Origin of the sequence: Pyruvatibacter sp. HU-CL02332 (assembly GCF_040362765.1) — a bacterium.
Classification (GTDB): Bacteria; Pseudomonadota; Alphaproteobacteria; order CGMCC-115125; family CGMCC-115125; genus Pyruvatibacter.
The window spans coordinates 1584438-1600394 of record NZ_BAABWK010000001.1; the positions used below are offsets into that span (position 1 = coordinate 1584438).

Annotated in this window: 19 protein-coding genes; 12 read left to right on the forward strand and 7 right to left on the reverse strand. The window is 60.4% G+C overall.

Annotated features, from left to right (window positions below):
* Nucleotides 1-45: 45 nt before the first annotated feature.
* The 3 genes from hslU to ABXH05_RS07520 form a co-directional block, all read right to left on the reverse strand.
* Nucleotides 46-1353, reverse strand: coding sequence for an ATP-dependent protease ATPase subunit HslU (hslU, locus tag ABXH05_RS07510; RefSeq protein ID WP_353560471.1), 1308 nt, complete (start codon nucleotides 1351-1353; stop codon nucleotides 46-48).
* Nucleotides 1354-1416: 63 nt separating this feature from the next.
* Nucleotides 1417-1974: an ATP-dependent protease subunit HslV gene (gene hslV, locus ABXH05_RS07515; protein ID WP_353560472.1), complete on the reverse strand. Its 558-nt coding sequence runs from the start codon at nucleotides 1972-1974 to the stop codon at nucleotides 1417-1419.
* Between the two features lie 288 nt (nucleotides 1975-2262).
* Nucleotides 2263-2766: a pyridoxamine 5'-phosphate oxidase family protein gene (locus tag ABXH05_RS07520; protein WP_353560473.1), complete on the reverse strand. Its 504-nt coding sequence runs from the start codon at nucleotides 2764-2766 to the stop codon at nucleotides 2263-2265.
* A gap of 165 nt (nucleotides 2767-2931) precedes the next feature.
* Between ABXH05_RS07520 and hisB the strand changes: the two genes are divergently transcribed.
* The 9 genes from hisB to ABXH05_RS07565 all read left to right on the forward strand — a co-directional run bounded on the left by hisB (nucleotide 2932) and on the right by ABXH05_RS07565 (nucleotide 10422).
* Nucleotides 2932-3543 carry an imidazoleglycerol-phosphate dehydratase HisB gene (gene hisB / locus ABXH05_RS07525; protein WP_043950337.1) on the forward strand — a complete coding sequence of 204 codons (612 nt, stop codon included), beginning with the start codon at nucleotides 2932-2934 and terminating at the stop codon, nucleotides 3541-3543.
* A 15-nt stretch (nucleotides 3544-3558) separates the two neighbouring features.
* Nucleotides 3559-4368 (forward strand): hypothetical protein, encoded by an 810-nt coding sequence (locus ABXH05_RS07530; RefSeq protein WP_353560474.1) that lies wholly within the window; start codon nucleotides 3559-3561, stop codon nucleotides 4366-4368.
* Nucleotides 4365-5030, forward strand: a complete 666-nt coding sequence (gene hisH / locus ABXH05_RS07535; protein WP_353560475.1) for an imidazole glycerol phosphate synthase subunit HisH — start codon at nucleotides 4365-4367, stop codon at nucleotides 5028-5030. Before ABXH05_RS07530 ends, hisH begins: the two co-directional genes overlap by 4 nt.
* Before the next feature lie 4 nt (nucleotides 5031-5034).
* Nucleotides 5035-5766, forward strand: coding sequence for a 1-(5-phosphoribosyl)-5-[(5-phosphoribosylamino)methylideneamino]imidazole-4-carboxamide isomerase (gene hisA, locus ABXH05_RS07540; RefSeq protein WP_353560476.1), 732 nt, complete (start codon nucleotides 5035-5037; stop codon nucleotides 5764-5766).
* Nucleotides 5763-6536 carry an imidazole glycerol phosphate synthase subunit HisF gene (gene hisF, locus ABXH05_RS07545; protein ID WP_353560477.1) on the forward strand — a complete coding sequence of 258 codons (774 nt, stop codon included), beginning with the start codon at nucleotides 5763-5765 and terminating at the stop codon, nucleotides 6534-6536. Before hisA ends, hisF begins: the two co-directional genes overlap by 4 nt.
* Nucleotides 6537-6548: 12 nt before the next feature.
* The gene (locus tag ABXH05_RS07550; protein WP_353560478.1) at nucleotides 6549-8297 is read left to right on the forward strand and encodes a CYTH and CHAD domain-containing protein; all 1749 of its coding nucleotides are present in this window, start codon (nucleotides 6549-6551) and stop codon (nucleotides 8295-8297) included.
* Nucleotides 8298-8395: 98 nt separating this feature from the next.
* Entirely contained in the window at nucleotides 8396-9553 is a 1158-nt protein-coding gene (locus ABXH05_RS07555; RefSeq protein WP_353560479.1) for a pentapeptide repeat-containing protein, read from the forward strand.
* A 108-nt stretch (nucleotides 9554-9661) separates the two neighbouring features.
* Nucleotides 9662-10021: a phosphoribosyl-ATP diphosphatase gene (locus ABXH05_RS07560; protein ID WP_348136556.1), complete on the forward strand. Its 360-nt coding sequence runs from the start codon at nucleotides 9662-9664 to the stop codon at nucleotides 10019-10021.
* 5 nt (nucleotides 10022-10026) lie between these two features.
* Nucleotides 10027-10422, forward strand: a complete 396-nt coding sequence (locus ABXH05_RS07565; protein WP_353560480.1) for an HIT domain-containing protein — start codon at nucleotides 10027-10029, stop codon at nucleotides 10420-10422.
* Between the two features lie 136 nt (nucleotides 10423-10558).
* Here ABXH05_RS07565 and ABXH05_RS07570 read toward each other — a convergent pair whose 3' ends face one another.
* Entirely contained in the window at nucleotides 10559-11551 is a 993-nt protein-coding gene (locus ABXH05_RS07570; protein ID WP_353560481.1) for an adenosine kinase, read from the reverse strand.
* Nucleotides 11552-11734: 183 nt separating this feature from the next.
* Between ABXH05_RS07570 and ABXH05_RS07575 the strand changes: the two genes are divergently transcribed.
* Complete coding sequence (locus tag ABXH05_RS07575) at nucleotides 11735-12433, forward strand: EI24 domain-containing protein (RefSeq protein WP_353560482.1); 699 nt, start codon at nucleotides 11735-11737, stop codon at nucleotides 12431-12433.
* Nucleotides 12434-12465: 32 nt separating this feature from the next.
* A complete protein-coding gene (locus ABXH05_RS07580; protein ID WP_353560483.1) occupies nucleotides 12466-12879 on the forward strand; it encodes a hypothetical protein in 414 nt (137 codons plus the stop codon).
* On the opposite strand, the gene nth is transcribed toward ABXH05_RS07580, so the two are convergent.
* Nucleotides 12876-13640, reverse strand: coding sequence for an endonuclease III (gene nth, locus ABXH05_RS07585; RefSeq protein ID WP_502947723.1), 765 nt, complete (start codon nucleotides 13638-13640; stop codon nucleotides 12876-12878). The two genes, ABXH05_RS07580 and nth, sit on opposite strands and share 4 nt — an antisense overlap.
* Nucleotides 13641-13681: 41 nt before the next feature.
* Here nth and ABXH05_RS07590 point away from each other — a divergent pair, with 41 nt between their 5' ends.
* Nucleotides 13682-14194, forward strand: a complete 513-nt coding sequence (locus ABXH05_RS07590; RefSeq protein WP_353560485.1) for a DUF2244 domain-containing protein — start codon at nucleotides 13682-13684, stop codon at nucleotides 14192-14194.
* Between the two features lie 5 nt (nucleotides 14195-14199).
* On the opposite strand, the gene ABXH05_RS07595 is transcribed toward ABXH05_RS07590, so the two are convergent.
* Nucleotides 14200-14832 carry a 2,3-bisphosphoglycerate-dependent phosphoglycerate mutase gene (locus tag ABXH05_RS07595; protein ID WP_353560486.1) on the reverse strand — a complete coding sequence of 211 codons (633 nt, stop codon included), beginning with the start codon at nucleotides 14830-14832 and terminating at the stop codon, nucleotides 14200-14202.
* A 34-nt stretch (nucleotides 14833-14866) separates the two neighbouring features.
* Complete coding sequence (gene dapB / locus ABXH05_RS07600) at nucleotides 14867-15673, reverse strand: 4-hydroxy-tetrahydrodipicolinate reductase (protein ID WP_353560991.1); 807 nt, start codon at nucleotides 15671-15673, stop codon at nucleotides 14867-14869.
* Nucleotides 15674-15957: the final 284 nt, after the last annotated feature.

Below are 15957 nucleotides of genomic sequence, written 5' to 3' on the forward strand. Positions count from 1 at the left end.
CGGGATTCGCCCTGAGCGATCAATCCTTAGCGAAACCGCTCAAATCTAAAGGATGAATTTCTGAAGATCAGTGTCTTTGGCAAGGTCGCCGATGCGACTTTCCACATAGGCCCGGTCCACACTGATGACAGCGCCCGACGCATCCGTGGCCTCAAAGCTTACCTCATCCAGCACCCGCTCCATCACCGTGTGCAGACGCCGCGCGCCGATATTCTCGACACTGCCATTCACCTCAGTGGCGATGTCCGCGATCGCATCAATGCCCTCTTCCGTGAAGTCCAGGGTCACGTCTTCCGTGCCCATCAGCGCCACATATTGCTTCACAAGGCTCGCTTCGGGCTCTGTGAGGATGCGTTTGAGGTCGTCGCGCGTCAGCGCAGTCATCTCAACACGGATCGGCAGGCGACCCTGCAACTCGGGCAGCAGGTCCGACGGCTTGGAGACGTGAAACGCGCCGGACGCAATAAACAGCACATGGTCGGTCTTGATCGGCCCGTGTTTGGTCGAAACCGTCGTGCCCTCGATGAGCGGCAGAAGATCCCGCTGCACGCCTTCGCGGCTGACGTCCGCCCCCTGCCGCTCGGACTTGGCGCATACCTTGTCAATTTCGTCGAGAAAGACGATGCCGTTGTTCTCAACCAGGCTGATGGCTTCGCGGGTCACTTGCTCGTCGTCAAGTAACTTGTCACTTTCGTCCTGAATGAGCACCTCGTAGCTATCGCGCACTTTCAGCCGCTTAGGCTTGGTGCGCCCACCAAAGGCTTTGCCCAGCATATCGTTGAGATTGATCATGCCCACATTGCCGCCTTCCGGCATGCCGGGAATGTCCATCATGGGCATGCCGCCCGTATCACGGATTTCCAGGTCTATTTCCTTGTCGTCCAGCAAACCGTCCCGCAGCTTCTTGCGGAAACTGTCGCGGGTGCCCTCGCTTGCGCCTGCGCCAACCAGCGCCTCCAGCACCCTGTTTTCCGCTGCCGCATGGGCGGAGGCCTTCACTTCCTCGCGCTTGGTTTCGCGCACCATGCCAATGGCAGCCTCCACCAGATCGCGGACAATCTGCTCTACGTCGCGGCCCACATAGCCCACTTCGGTGAACTTTGTGGCTTCAACCTTGATGAAAGGCGCCTGCGCCAGCTTGGCCAGGCGACGTGAGATCTCGGTCTTGCCGACACCCGTTGGCCCGATCATGAGAATGTTCTTGGGCATCACTTCGTCCCGCAGCGCCGGATCAAGCTGCTGACGCCGCCAGCGGTTGCGCAGGGCAATGGCCACGGCGCGCTTGGCGTCCTTCTGGCCGACGATATGTCGGTCTAGTTCAGCAACAATCTGGCGGGGAGAAAGCGCGGTCATGGGGTTAGTCCTTGGGAAGTCTGAATAAGGGAAGAACCGGCAGTCGTAGCCGGCAGGGGCGGATCAGGCCTCGTCGAGTGTTTCGACAACCAGATTGCCATTCGTGTAGACGCAGATATCAGCCGCAATGCCCATGGCTTTGCGCGCGATGGTTTCGGCGTCCTGATCTGTGTCGGCCAGCGCACGGGCGGCAGCGAGGGCGTAATTGCCGCCGGACCCGATGCCGGCAATGCCGTTCTCCGGCTCCAGCACGTCGCCCGTACCGGTGAGAATGAAGCTTTCGGTTTTGTCTGCCACCAGCATCATCGCTTCCAGCTTGCGCAGGTAGCGGTCCGTCCGCCAGTCCTTTGCCAGTTCCACGCAGGCGCGGGCCAATTGACCGGGATATTGCTCAAGGCGGCTTTCCAGCCGCTCAAACAGCGTAAAGGCGTCAGCTGTTGCACCGGCAAAGCCGCCAATCACAGTCCCGCCGCCCAGAACCCGCACCTTGCGGGCGGTGGATTTCATGACCGTATCGCCCATGGAGACCTGACCATCCCCGGCGATCACCACCTTGCCGCCTTTGCGAACGGTCAAAATGGTCGTGGCGTGCCAGTTGGGAAAATTGTCGGATGAGGCCATGGGGTCGGAAGTCCTGATGAGAAAAGGCTGATATCTGGCGCAACAGGTGGCCCGCCGCGCCCGCCGGGTCAAGCCATGCCCCGAAATCACCTAAATTCAAAGCGGTCGACACACCCATTCGATGTTCAGACGACCCGCATCCCTCCGGCTTGACCGGAGGGCCCACTCGCCTTGCTGCCTTGTACGGAGCTCCAAGGAGACGCGGAAACTGCGGCAAGTGGAAGTGCGAGTAGGCCCCGGATCAAGTCCGGGGACGCGGCTGTTTGAGGTGGCTGGGCCCCTTAAAACTCAGTCGATCGGCAGGCCAGCTTCCTTGAGCCGCGCCTCGAGGCGAGCCATGCGGGCCATCACCGGGGCAACAGCGGCATCCACGGCCTCCTGCGTAAACCGCTGGGTGATATGGGCGTTGCAGTTGGTTTCCCAGTACTCGATCTCGATGACGATGGCGCGCTCCACCTGGGCATCGTAATTGGGGTCGCGCAGTGAGCGGATAATGTCCGGATCCGTCACAATCCCGGCCTTACCGCGGATTTTGACGCGCCGCTGAGCGGGATAATCCATGAAAAACAGGAACACATTCTCGTTTTCGCCGAGATTTCCAACCGTGACGTAGCGCCGGTTGCCCGCGTAATCCGCAAAGCCCAGCGTCGTTGGCGACATGACCTTCAAAAAGCCTTCCGGTCCGCCACGGTGCTGCACATAGGGGCGGCCTTTTGCATCAGCAGACGCCATATAGAAATGGTTCTGATGGGCAATGAACTTGGCAACGGCGTCGTTGATCTCGGAGGGCATGAGGGTGTCCGGGGTCTTAGGGGTTCCGTGGGAGAAATGCTGTCATGTAACCCCGCATATGGCACCTTGTGCGCGAAGCTGCTAGACCGCGCTTCACACGAGTTTTTGAAGTCCCGCCCGAGGCCCCGATTCTGGGGGCGAACCGGGCCCTGAAGGCAGACGGACATGGACAGCGAACGCGACGGCCGCATCGCCACTGTTGAGCGCAAGACCAAAGAGACGGAAGTCTTCGTTTCGCTCAATCTGGATGGCACCGGAGAGTATGACGTGGATACCGGCATCGGTTTCCTCGACCACATGCTTGAGCAATTGTCCCGCCACTCGCTGATTGATCTCAAAGTGCGCGCCGAGGGCGACCTGCACATTGATTTCCACCACACCACTGAAGATTCCGGCATCGTGATCGGCGAAGCCGTGCTGCAGGCCTTGGGCGATCTCAAAGGCATTACCCGCTACGGCAATGCCATCATCCCCATGGATGAAACCTGCACGCGGGTGACCCTTGATGTGTCGCAGCGCCCGTACCTGATCTGGAAGGTCGATTTCACCAAGCCCAAGCTTGGCGACATGGACACGGAATTGTTCAAGGAATGGTTCCAGGCCTTTGCCCAGGCGGCTGGCATCACGCTGCACATCGAAAACATGTATGGCGAGAACAACCACCACATCGTGGAAAGCTGCTTCAAGGGTCTGGCCCGTGCTCTGCGTCAGGCCATCGAGATTGACCCGCGCAAGGCTGACGCCATTCCCTCCACCAAGGGCGTGCTTGGTAGCTAACCGGCAGATTCGGCCATGATAAGTGCCGCATTCGAAATCATTGTGGTCTTCCTGTTTCTAGCGGTCTTTGCCGTTAGCGTCAGCGCGTCCGCGTTTCAGGTCTGGCGGTCGGTGGCAGGCCGCTTCCGCGGTGATGCGTGGCGCATAGACTTCTACTTTGTCGCCATCGTTGCCTGCGTGCTGCAATTCATACCGGTTGTTATCTGGCTGGATCCGGCCCTGGTTGGCCAGGTCCGCGAGCTGGGGGCTGATGAACTGACCAGCGAACTCGCGGGTTTCATTCCAGCGGTCATCTCCGCGGTGATAGCAACAGTCGGTCCCATTGCTCTGCCCGTGGCCCGTGCCTTTGCCACTGCCCGCATCGACAGGCTGACCTACATCTTCAGCGCCGCATCGATCATCGCACTCCCCTTTGCGCTCGTTCTGGTGACGCTCTACCTGTCCTACCTTGCCGCCACCATCACCCAAACGCCGGCGGACTACCTCTTCATGTTCAGTCTGCAGACGGATTTTCCTGCGTGTCGGCAAACTTTGATTGATTTTATAGGCCTACCGGTGCCACAGACACTGGCAGCTGTTCCCTCCGAAGCAGCGGCTCTTCTGTGGTTCTGGGTGGATATGTCCCTCGCAGCCATACTCTTGGACTTTATGGAAATTTACGGCTGCGGCGTGTCCTACCTTTCCCACGACAGTGACAGCTTTTTGGTCTCCACCCTGGTGTTTGCCTATCGCAGTTTTGCGTCGGTGATGTTCGCCGCCGTGTTGCTCATGCCCGTGCGTCAGATGCTGGCGGCCCGTGCGGATACGGGAGAAAGCCTGTCATGACCGGCCAAAGCACCGTCGCCATCATCGATTACGGGTCCGGCAATCTGCGGTCCGCGGAAAAGTCGTTTGAACGGGCCGCCCGGGAAATCGGCGCGGACGCGGACATCTGCGTCACCAGCTCTCCGGATGTGGTGGCGAAGGCGGACCGTATCGTACTTCCCGGCGTGGGCGCCTTCGCTGACTGTCGCCAGGGCCTCTATGCGGTGGATGGCATGGTCGAGGCGCTGCGTGAGGCGGTCGAAAATCGCGCCGCGCCCTTTCTGGGCATCTGCGTCGGCATGCAGCTGATGGCCACGCGCGGCCTTGAACACGGCACCCATGAGGGCCTGGGCTGGATTCCCGGCGATGTCACCGAAATCACGCCGGACGACGCATCCCTCAAGATCCCCCATATGGGTTGGAACGCGCTGGAACCTGTCGATGTGGCTGGCCAGCCGCATCCGGTTTTTGAGGGTCTTGAGCATGGCGAGCACGCCTACTTCGTGCATTCCTACGCCATCAAGCCCGAGCAGCCTGCCCATGTGCTCGCCCGCGTCCACTATGGCGGTGAAATCACAGCCGCCGTTGGACGTGACAACATGGTTGGCACTCAGTTCCACCCGGAAAAGAGCCAGCTCGTCGGCCTGCGCCTGATCGCCAATTTCCTGCAATGGACGCCATAAGAATATGATCTTGTTTCCTGCCATCGACTTGAAAGACGGCCAATGCGTGCGCCTCGTACAGGGCGACATGGACCGCGCCACGGTATTCTCTGACACGCCCGCCGAGCAGGCCAAAGTCTTTGAGTCACAAGGCTTTGAATGGCTGCATCTGGTCGATTTGAACGGTGCCTTTGAAGGCAAGCCGGTGAATGGGGCTGCGGTCGAGGACATTCTCAAAACCGTGTCCCTGCCGGCTCAACTGGGCGGCGGCATCCGCTCGCTCGCACAGATCGAAGCCTGGCTCGACAAGGGCATTGCCCGCGTCATTCTCGGCACCGCAGCCCTGCGCGACCCTGATCTGGTCAAGGAAGCCTGCAAGACATGGCCGGGCAAGATCGCCGTGGGCATTGATGCCAGGGACGGCTTTGTGGCCGTCGAAGGCTGGGCGGAGGTCTCTGACATTCAAGCGCTTGATCTGGCAAAGCAGTTTGAGGACGCAGGCGTCGCCGCCATCATCTACACGGACATCGCCCGCGACGGCGCCATGCAAGGCATGAATGTCGAGGGCACAGCCCACCTCGCCAACTCAGTTGGCATACCCATCATCGCGTCGGGCGGCGTCACCAATCTGGATGATCTGCATGCCCTCAAGGCCGCCAGGGCGCCGGGCATCGTCGGCGTGATTTCCGGCCGGGCAATCTATGATGGCCGTCTTGACCCGGCCCAGGCGCTTGCCTTGCTGAAGGATGCCGCATGAGCCTCAAAGCCCGCGTCATTCCCTGTCTGGACGTGAAAGACGGCCGCGTCGTCAAAGGCGTGAACTTTGTCGATCTGCGTGATGCCGGCGACCCGGTAGAGGCGGCAACGGCCTATGACGCCGCCGGTGCGGACGAGCTGTGCTTCCTCGATATCACCGCCAGCCATGAAAAACGCGGCACGCTGATTGACGTGGTGCGTCGGACTGCCGAGCGCTGCTTCATGCCCCTGACCGTCGGCGGTGGTGTGCGAACGGTGGAAGATGTGCGCCAGTTGCTGCTGGCCGGCGCTGACAAGGTGGCGGTCAACACGGCGGCGGTGACAAATCCCGATTTTATCAAGGAAGCGGCCGAAAAATTCGGCTCCCAGTGCATTGTCGTGGCCATTGATGCCCGGCGGGTGTCAAAGGAGGGCGAGGCCGACAAATGGGAAATCTTCACCCATGGCGGTCGCACGGAAACCGGCATTGATGCAGTCGAATTTGCGCAGAAAATGGTCGAGCTGGGGGCAGGGGAGCTGCTCATCACCTCCATGGATCGCGACGGCACGCGCTCAGGCTTCGATGTGGCCCTGACCAGCGCCATTGCGGACAGGGTCCGCGTACCGGTGATTGCGTCCGGCGGTGTCGGAAATCTGGATCATCTGGTCGAAGGCGTCCGCGATGGACATGCCACAGGCGTGCTGGCGGCGTCGATTTTTCACTTCGGCGATCACACCGTCAGTGAAGCCAAGGCGCATATGGCGGAGCAAGGCGTCGCAGTACGACCCTGAGCCTGCCCTTGCGTGACCAGAGCCGGCGCGCCATCTTTGGGCATGTCTTCGGCCCGCAAAAATCCGACAAGTAAAACGTCAAAATCCAGCGCGCGCCAGGAAGCGCCCCGCGAAGCCCCCCGCGAGATTGAGCTCGAGCTTGTGGTGGATCCACCAACACTGGCCCGCATTCGCAAGGCCGGGGCACTGTCGCGCCTGCCGATGGTCTTGGGATCAGCGCGCAGCACGGTCCACAACCTCACCTCGTTGTACTGGGACACTCAAAATCATGCGCTGGCCCGCACCGGCATGGCGCTGCGCGTGCGGCGCGACGGGGGGCGGGTGGTGCAGGCCCTCAAGGCGGCGGACAGTCTGGGTCGATCGGGCGGTCTTGTTGCCAATCGGGCAGAAGATGAAGCCATGCGTCCAGCGGCGGATGCGTTTGCCCCGCCCGATCTGTCCTTGGTGGCGGATGAGCAGCTGCGGGCGCGCGCTGCTGCGGCCATAGGCAATGACGACCTGGTCCCGATTTTCGAAAGCGCCATCTCCCGCGTGGCGCGGGTGCTCAGAAGCTCTGGCAACGGGTCCTTTGAGGCGGCCCTTGATCTGGGCGAGGTGCGTCTGCCGCCGTCAGAGGATGGAACGCCGGGCCTGCGAACACCCATCTGCGAGATCGAGCTGGAGCACATCAGCGGGCCTGTCGAGACTCTGTTTGATGTGGCCCGGGCGCTGGCGGACAAGTACCCGATCAAGGTCGGAACCGTCTCCAAAGTGGAGCGCGGGTTCGCTCTCGCTGCCCGGCGCAGCGGTCTCGATCATCCGCGCAAGGGCCCCTCGGTCAAGGCGGGTAGGTCTCCCGTCGAGCCCGGTATGACCACACACACAGCCTATGGTGCATTGCTGGCGCACTGCGCCCGTCAGATGGCAGCCAACCAGTCGGCCATCCTCATCGACCAGAATTCGTCCGGCATCCATCAGATGCGGGTCGCCATGCGGCGCCTGAGGTCGGTCCATGCGGCATTCAAGCCGGTGCGGCCACCGTCGGGCACCACGGAAGTCATCGAGCAGGTAAAGCGCATGTTCAGGCCGCTGGGAACGGCCCGTGATCTCGATATTTTCTGTACCGAAACAATGCCGACACTCCAAAAGGAGGCCGCTGGAGTAGGGCCGTCTCTGGTCCCCCTGGCGGCAGCAGCCCAAGAATTGCGCCGTGAGGCCTGGGCGCGCGCCATCCGCATTGTGGATGACCGTACCTTCACCCACATGCTGCTGGAACTGGGCCATCTGAGCGCCACGGTGAGTGCACCGGACGACGGTAGTGCCACCTCGCCGGCCGCCACGAAAAAGGATGCCTCGCTCGCACAGTTTGCAGTCTCCCGACTGGACCGGCGCTACCGCCAGGTGCTGACGCAGGCACGCGATCTAGAGACCATGGACGACGAGGCGCGCCATGATCTGCGCAAGCGCCTCAAGAGCCTACGATACGAGGCCGCGTTCTTCGCGCCGCTGTGGCCACGCAACCAGGTGAAGGCATTCATGAAGCCTTTGAAGCGGCTGCAGGATGAATTCGGGGCGATCAACGATGCCGCCACCGCAGCGTCAGTCGCTCGGCTTGCGGCAGACCGGATTGGCGGTGACCGCGCCCATGAAGCAGCGGGCTTTGTTGGAGGGTGGTATGCGGCCCGGGCTGATCTGGCTTTTCGGCAGGTGGTCGAAATATGGCCTTTCTTCGAGGAGCTGCCGCGGTTCTGGCAGACGGATCCGCACATAGACCCGAATTAGAGACAATTTGAGTGATTTGATGCGGGCGCATTTAACGCGTGTGGATGCATAAGGAAGGTGACGCGATCCCGAAACCTTCCAACTCCGTGGACCCCCACATGGCCGACGCCGCCGCACAGACTGCCACAAACCCGCCGCAGGCCGCCGTAAAGCCAGCGGATCAGGCTGAAATCTCGGCCGGCGTGGGGGATATGCTGGACTCGCTCACCCACAAGAGCCGGGCTCCGGAAATTGCGCCTGGCACCCGGATTGAGCTGGAGCTTCTCAAGGCGCTCAATGCGCTGCACATCAAATACATCAATGGCGTGCGCGGTGGCCGCAAGATGATCCTGCGCGCCTGCGACCTGTCAAAACTCGATCTTTCAGGCATGAACCTGGAGGGCGCCGACCTCATGGGCTGCTCATTTCGTGGCGCGCGCCTTGAAACCACACGGCTATGCCACGCCAATCTTTTCGGAGCCGATTTCAGCCGCGCAAACCTGACTGATGCAGACTTTGAACGCGCTGACATGCGCGGCGTGTGTCTTGATGAAGCCAATCTGAGCTACGCCAATCTTGCCCAGGCCGATCTGCGGGCCGGGCGGGTGATTGACGCGGAAGAAGCGGCGGACCGGCCGGATTCCGGCGTTGTTTCGATGATCGGTGCCATGCTGCGCGAAACGGACCTGACTGAGGTCCGCATGAAAGAAGCAGACCTGACTGAGGCGCGGATTGTGTCTGCGCGCATGGTGCAAACCGACGCTCGGCAGGTATCCTTCAAACGTGCTCAGCTCAAAGGGGTTGATATGCATGGTGCACAGCTGGCGGATGCCGACTTTGACGGCGCCAGCGTCGACCGCGCCAGTCGAATGAGTGCCAATTTGATGCGGTCTGGGAACATTGCCGCCCTCCCGTCCAAAAGTCTGATTGATGAAAAGCTGGCGCTCCATGAGCGCTGGGTCAAAAGTGACGGAAAACTGGGAACCCGAGGTGATTTCACCGGCCAGGACCTGTCCGGAATGAATCTGTCGCGCCGCATGTTGGCCGCCGCCATTCTCAAGGATGCGATCCTTTTGGACGCCAATCTGATGGGCAGCCGACTTGCCGCTGCAGATCTTTCCGGCGCCAATCTCGGCGGAGCCAAACTTGATAAGGCGGATCTGCGCGGCGCAGACCTGCGTGGTACCTGCACCCGAGGTGCGGCCATGGGCGACGCCAAATCCGGTGAACTCGTTGGAACCGGCCTGCGGACCCGCACGGCAGAACCAGACGCCTAAAGCCGCTGTTTTCTAGGGCCGTAACGGCGAGTTGGCAGCCTATCCGCAAATCTGGTAGGCCTGCGCGGCAGGCAAAAGCCTGTGTCTCGACCCAATACAGGCGTTTGAATGTCCAATTCCAAACAATCTGCAGGCAACCCGAAGGCAGGAACGGAAGTTCTTGATCGCCTGGCTGCGTCCATTGCCTCCCGCAAGGGTGCGGATGCGTCGGAGAGCTATACAGCCAAGCTGCTGAGCCGTGGCATTGAAAAATGCGCACAAAAGCTGGGTGAAGAGGCCGTTGAGACGGTCATCGCTGCGGCGTCACGCGACAAGCCTGAGGCGGTCAAGGAAAGTGCAGACGTGCTCTATCACCTGCTGGTGCTCTGGGCGGCCCTGGATATTGACCCCAGTGAGGTCTATGGCGAGCTTGCCAATCGCGAAGGCACGTCGGGCATCGCTGAAAAAGCCAGCCGCAAGAAGTCCTGACCGCCATGGCTGAGCCCTACGATCACGACAACATCTTCGCCAAGATCCTGCGCGATGAGATCCCGTGCAAACGTGTCTATGAAGACCCGTTTGCCCTGGCGTTCCATGACATCAACCCGCAGGCACCCGTCCATGTGCTGGTTATTCCCAAGGCCCCCTATGTGAGCCTTGATGACTTTCTGGCTGAGGCAACCGACCCCCAGATCACCGGTTTCTTTCGGGCTGTGGGAAAGGTTTCACGTGCTTTGGGACTCGCTGAGAGCGAAGGCGGACAGGGATTTCGCGCCCTGGCCAATGCCGGCGGGGACGCCCATCAGGACGTCCCGCACCTGCATGTGCATCTGTTCGGCGGCAAGCCACTGGGGCCAATGCTCGCCAAACAGCCGGAATCCCCAAAATGACTCGCTAATCGCGAAGGCTTACGGGGCCTAAGGATTCACGAAACCATTCATTCCGGGGCCGGAATTAGCAAGATTCGCGATCTGCTATCGGCGCAGGCCTTGGAAGATTCACAGGCTCTTCTGGTTTGGTGTGAGCTTAGAGCCCTTTTGACGCCACTAGCTCGGCCAAAGCCACTTCCGGACGCGGGCCCATATGCGAAATCACTTCCGAAGCGCAGATCGAGCCCATGCGGCCGCATTCAACCGGGGACCGACCGGTTGACCAGCCAAACATGAAGCCCGCGGCAAACTGATCACCGGCACCGGTGGTGTCCACCAGCGCAGATGGCTTGTCTGCATCGACCACATGAACCTCGCCATCGACCACGATCACTGACCCGGCAGCGGAACGGGTGAGGGCGGCCACCCGGGCCTCGCCACGGACCGCCTGAAGGGCCTCGTCAAAGGTGTCGACCTGATAGAGCGACATGATCTCGGCTTCATTGGCAAACAGGATGTCCACATTGCCCTTCACCAGATCGCGGAACTCGTCGCGGTAGCGATCAACGCAGAAGGAGTCAGACAGCGTGAGAGCAACCTGGCGCTCTGCGTCATGGGCTGCTTTGGCAGCCTTCAGGAAAGCTTCCTTCGCAGCCGGCGGGTCCCACAGATAGCCTTCGAGATAGGTAATGGCTGACCGGGAGATGACTTCCACGTCCACATCGTCCGGCGTCAGGTCCTGAGCGGCACCCAGATAGGTGCTCATGGACCGTTCTGCGTCAGGCGACACCACAATCAGGCAACGCCCTGTCGCCGGGCCGCGATCCGCAGCGGATGTGTCAAAAGCGACACCAAGGGAGCGAATATCGTGGGTAAAGGCCGTGCCCAGCTGGTCATTGCGGACTTTGCCGATGAAAGCAGCCTTGCCGCCCAAAGAGCCGACCCCGGCAATCGTATTGGCAGCAGAGCCACCTGAAACCTGCACGGTCTGGCCAAGGGCGTCATACAGCTCCGTCGCGCGGGCTTCATCCACCAGCGTCATCGCGCCTTTTTCAATGCCATTGGCGACCAGGAACGTGTCTTCTGCATGGGCCAGAACATCGACAATTGCGTTGCCAAGTCCGACAACGTGAAACTCAGGGGCGCTCATCAGCCAAACTCACTTGTTGCGATAGGTGGGAATACCGGTCTGTCAGAACACCTGCGCCATCGCGCTCGGGCTCTGCATCCAGCAGGTATGAAAGGAGCGCGACTATAGAATCCGGATCATGCCCGCGCCACCACCAAAAGGCGCGCCTTTTGCCCTGCCTTTTACATGCCCAAAAGATGAGGCATGGTGCGCTTCATGATCGGCGCATTCGGTAAAACCCTCTCCCAGATTTTCTCCAAACCCTTCCGCAGCATCCTGTGGCGGTCGCTTGGCATGACCCTGCTGTTGCTGGTCACCCTTGGCGCGGTGGGCCTGTGGGGCACCGGCTACATCCCAAATCTGGGCATCGGCTGGGCCGACACGATCATTGATGTGCTTATAGACGCTGCCGTCATCGTTGGGCTCATCTTTCTGGTGATCCCGGTGACCGCCATCTTCATCCCGCTATTCCTGGACGAAGTCGGGCAGGCGGTGGAAGAACGGCACTTTCCTGCCAGTATCGGACCCCGAAAGCAGGGCATCATTGAAGGCCTGTGGCTGGGTATCAAGGGCCTGTTCGTGCTTCTAGCGGTCAACCTGGTGGCGTTGCCGCTTGTCTTCCTGTTGCCAGGCCTCGGCTTTGTGATCTTTCTGGTCGTGAACGGATTTTTGCTGGGCCGCGAATTTTTCGAAGCAGCTGCGGTCCGCCACTACCCCCCGGCGCAGATCAAGCAGCTGCGCAAACGCCATTCTGGCCGGGTATTTATCGCCGGCATGGCAGTTGCGGCATTACTTGCCATCCCGATTGTCAATATTCTCGTGCCCCTGTTCGGTACTGCCTTTATGGTGCACGTGCTTCAGGGGGTGATGACGCGGGACGCGACACTTACGCCCGCCGCCTGACGGTCAGCCTGACCATCTATTGGGAACAAAAAATGCGATCCAAACCGCTTACAGCCCCCAAAACCATCAAGTCGCTAGCCGTGGTTCTGCTCACCGCCGGATTTCTGGCGGCCTGCGCTCCGCAACCCGGTGTCGGGCAATCAACCCTGGTCAGCCCCACACCTCAGCGCACAGTAGTATTACGCCAGGCCCCTGATCCCAAAAGCCTCATCGGTGTAACGCCGCAGGCGGTGGAGCAGCAGCTGGGTGCTCCCGCCTTCGACGGCAGCGACGGCGAAGCGCGCATCTGGCGCTACTCAGGCAGCAACTGCGCTTTGCTTGTCGTTTTCTATCCAGAAGCGGACGGGAGCATAAAATCCACCCACCTGGATGCGCGTCGTCTGCAGGGAGGCTCGACCCCTATCGAGCCGTGCCTGCGTGAAGTGGTCAACGCGCCCCGCGCCTAAGACCCGGCTTTGGGTATTGCCTTGGCTTTAGTTTTCGTCTTGGTTTTTGGCTTTGGTGCAGTTTCAGCTGTCGTCTTGCCTTTGAAGCTGCACAGATCGGCCACATAGCAGGATGGACATTCCGGTTTGCGCGCCTTGCAGATGTAGCGCCCATGCAGAATGAGCCAGTGATGGGCGTGCTGCATGTAGGGTTTGGGAATCCGCTTGAGCAGCTTGAGCTCAACTTCCAGCGGGGTTTTGCCCGGCGCTAGCCCCAGCCGGTTGGACAAACGGAATATGTGCGTGTCCACGGCCATGGTGTCTTCGCCGAACGCCACATTAAGCACCACATTGGCCGTCTTGCGGCCAACGCCCGGCAACGCCTCCAGCGCCTCCCGGTCCCTGGGGACTTCGCCCCCATGTTGTGAGATGAGTTGTTGCGACAGGGCGATCACATTCTTGGCCTTGTTGCGATAAAGCCCGATTGTCTTGATGTAGTCGCGCACCTTTGCTTCGCCGAGCGCAACGATCTGTTCAGGCGTATCAGCAACCGCAAACAACGGTCCCGTGGCCTTGTTGACGCCGATGTCCGTTGCCTGGGCAGACAGCACCACCGCCACCAGCAAGGTGTAGGTGCTGGAGTACTCAAGTTCAGTTTCGGGGTTGGGGCTCTTTTCCTGAAAGCGGCGGAAAAGCTCTTCGCGTATGGCTGGTTTCATGGGGCCGGACTTTACCTCATGCCTGCGATGGGACCACGCGCAATTTGCGTCATCTGGCCGCATCGCCTTGGCAGCACCCCGCCTGCCGCTCTAGCTTCTTACTCATGACCGGTGACCAACAAGAACACGTCTTCTTTGATGCTGTGCTGCATCCCCATCGCTCCCTGCCGCCCAAAGGGTTTCTGGCGGTAATGGTTGCGATCGGCATCATCAGCTTTGTTGCAGGTGGAGCGTTCCTGCTGATGGGCGCGTGGCCGGTATTTGGGTTCTTCGGTCTTGATGTGGCGCTGATCTATTTCGCATTCCGCATGAACTATCGCTCCGGGCGTGTGGTCGAGCATGTGCGGCTGACTGACAAGTCCCTGACCATTGAGCGCGTGCACCCGTCTGGCAAGGCTCAGCACTGGCGGCTGGAGCCCACCTGGGCGCAGGCGCGCATGACGGTGACGGCGCGTGGCCGCACCCTGCGTCTCAAATCCCGGGAGACCTGGGTCGAGATCGGCAAGTTCATGCCGGAAGAAGAACGCGAAAGTTTTGCCGACGCGTTCACTGCAGCCCAAGTCCGACGTCGCGACAACATCGGACTGCTGGGTGCAGAAAACGTGCAGCTCACCTGAGCGGCTTAAGAATAAGTGCGGTCCGCCAGGATCTTCTTGGACAGGACCTTGCCGTCGTCATCCAGCTCATAGGCAATGGGAACGCCGGTTGCGATATTCACTTCGACGATTTCGTCCGGACCCAGATTATCCAGCTGCATGACAAGCGCCCGCAGTGAATTGCCGTGGGCTGCTACGAGCACGCGTGTGCCTGCCAGCACCTTGGGCATAATCTCCGCGTCGAAGTAAGGCAGCACACGCTCGGCCGTCATCTTCAGGCTTTCGCCACCGGGCGGGGGAATGTCGAATGACCGGCGCCAGATATGCACCTGCTCTTCGCCCCATTTTTCGCGGGCGTCATCTTTGTTGAGACCTGCAAGATCGCCATAGTCGCGCTCGTTCAGGGCTTCATTCTCAATCACCGGAATGTCGCTTTGGCCAAGGGCTTCAAGCGCCAGCTTGTTGGTCTCCTGCGCCCGCTTGAGGCCGGATGTGTAGGCCACATCAAACTCAAGGCCGGCAGCCTTCATCAGCACGCCTGCTTCAGCAGCTTCCTTGCGGCCTTGCTCGGTCAGCTCGACATCGCGCCAGCCTGTGAAAAGGTTCTTTTTGTTCCATTCGCTCTGGCCGTGACGGACCAAAACCAGCGTGTGAGCCACGATGCGTCTCCTGTTGAGGTATCAAGTGTTGTTTCTAGAAGTCAGACAGGCCGAGTACGTCCAGCATGTCGAAAGTGCCGGGTCCCTTGCCCTGTCCCCATAGCGCTGCCTTGACCGCGCCGCGTGCGAAGATCGATCGATCCTCGGCAATATGTGTGAGGACAATGCGCTCTTTTTCAGCTGCAAAAATGGCCGAGTGTTCACCCACCACGGAGCCGCCACGCAGGGCTGCAAATCCAATGTCGCCCTGCTTGCGCGCGCCGGTCTGTCCATCGCGTCCACGGTCCGACACATCGCTCAGACTGACGCCGCGCCCGGTTGCAGCGGCTTCGCCAAGCATCAAGGCTGTGCCCGACGGCGCATCCACCTTGTGCCGGTGGTGCATCTCGACGATTTCGATATCCCAGTCCGTATCCAACGCTTGGGCCACCCGCTTGGTCAGCGCCGTCAGCAGATTGACACCCAAGGACATGTTGCCCGCCCGCACAAGGGTTGCGTGGCGTGACGCCGCTTCAAGGCGCGTGTCGTGTTCCGGTGCCAATCCAGTCGTGCCGATCACATGGACAATGCGTGCCTGAGCCGCCAGATCCGCAAATTCAACCGTTGCACCCGGCGCGGTGAAATCAAGCACCGCATCAACCGACGCGAAAACCTCCAGCGCATCGCTGGTGACAGGAACGCCAATCTCGCCGATGCCTGCCAGCATGCCTGCATCGGCACCGATGTCAGCATGGCCGTCGCGCTCGAGTGCGCCGGCTATGGTGCATCCGTCAGTGTCATTGATCGCGTTCAGCAGCGCGCGGCCCATGCGGCCTGCGGCGCCGGTGACTGCAATGCGTATCGGTGCCATCAGAAAAGTCCACTCAGATTGGCTGCATCCTATGTACAGCGTATGGGCGTGCAGTATTTGGTACGCGCGGTTGTATCAGCCAGACCAGCCGCCGCAAAGTACGGACCCTCACACGCCCGCCATGCACTGAAATACAGGCTTAAGTCCTTTCATTCGAGGTTTAATGGTTTGTTGGTGAGATTTGGGCATTCTACTAAAACGAGCAATAGATTCCCAAGGCCCCCATAACGTGTTGTCCACATCTCTCCCATTTTCGATGCCGATCAGGCGGGCGA

Bases quoted from the DNA above. Each gene is read 5' to 3' on its own strand.
- hisA (WP_353560476.1), top strand. From the start codon at position 5,035: ATGATCTTGTTTCCTGCCATCGACTTGAAAGACGGCCAATGCGTGCGC.
- hslU (WP_353560471.1), bottom strand. From the start codon at position 1,353: ATGACCGCGCTTTCTCCCCGCCAGATTGTTGCTGAACTAGACCGACAT.
- ABXH05_RS07530 (WP_353560474.1), top strand. From the start codon at position 3,559: ATGATAAGTGCCGCATTCGAAATCATTGTGGTCTTCCTGTTTCTAGCG.
- ABXH05_RS07565 (WP_353560480.1), top strand. From the start codon at position 10,027: ATGGCTGAGCCCTACGATCACGACAACATCTTCGCCAAGATCCTGCGC.
- ABXH05_RS07575 (WP_353560482.1), top strand. From the start codon at position 11,735: ATGGTGCGCTTCATGATCGGCGCATTCGGTAAAACCCTCTCCCAGATT.
- ABXH05_RS07520 (WP_353560473.1), bottom strand. From the start codon at position 2,766: ATGCCCTCCGAGATCAACGACGCCGTTGCCAAGTTCATTGCCCATCAG.
- ABXH05_RS07570 (WP_353560481.1), bottom strand. From the start codon at position 11,551: ATGAGCGCCCCTGAGTTTCACGTTGTCGGACTTGGCAACGCAATTGTC.
- hisB (WP_043950337.1), top strand. From the start codon at position 2,932: ATGGACAGCGAACGCGACGGCCGCATCGCCACTGTTGAGCGCAAGACC.
- nth (WP_502947723.1), bottom strand. From the start codon at position 13,640: ATGCGGCCAGATGACGCAAATTGCGCGTGGTCCCATCGCAGGCATGAG.
- hslV (WP_353560472.1), bottom strand. From the start codon at position 1,974: ATGGCCTCATCCGACAATTTTCCCAACTGGCACGCCACGACCATTTTG.
- ABXH05_RS07590 (WP_353560485.1), top strand. From the start codon at position 13,682: ATGACCGGTGACCAACAAGAACACGTCTTCTTTGATGCTGTGCTGCAT.
- hisH (WP_353560475.1), top strand. From the start codon at position 4,365: ATGACCGGCCAAAGCACCGTCGCCATCATCGATTACGGGTCCGGCAAT.
- ABXH05_RS07560 (WP_348136556.1), top strand. From the start codon at position 9,662: ATGTCCAATTCCAAACAATCTGCAGGCAACCCGAAGGCAGGAACGGAA.
- ABXH05_RS07555 (WP_353560479.1), top strand. From the start codon at position 8,396: ATGGCCGACGCCGCCGCACAGACTGCCACAAACCCGCCGCAGGCCGCC.
- ABXH05_RS07580 (WP_353560483.1), top strand. From the start codon at position 12,466: ATGCGATCCAAACCGCTTACAGCCCCCAAAACCATCAAGTCGCTAGCC.
- hisF (WP_353560477.1), top strand. From the start codon at position 5,763: ATGAGCCTCAAAGCCCGCGTCATTCCCTGTCTGGACGTGAAAGACGGC.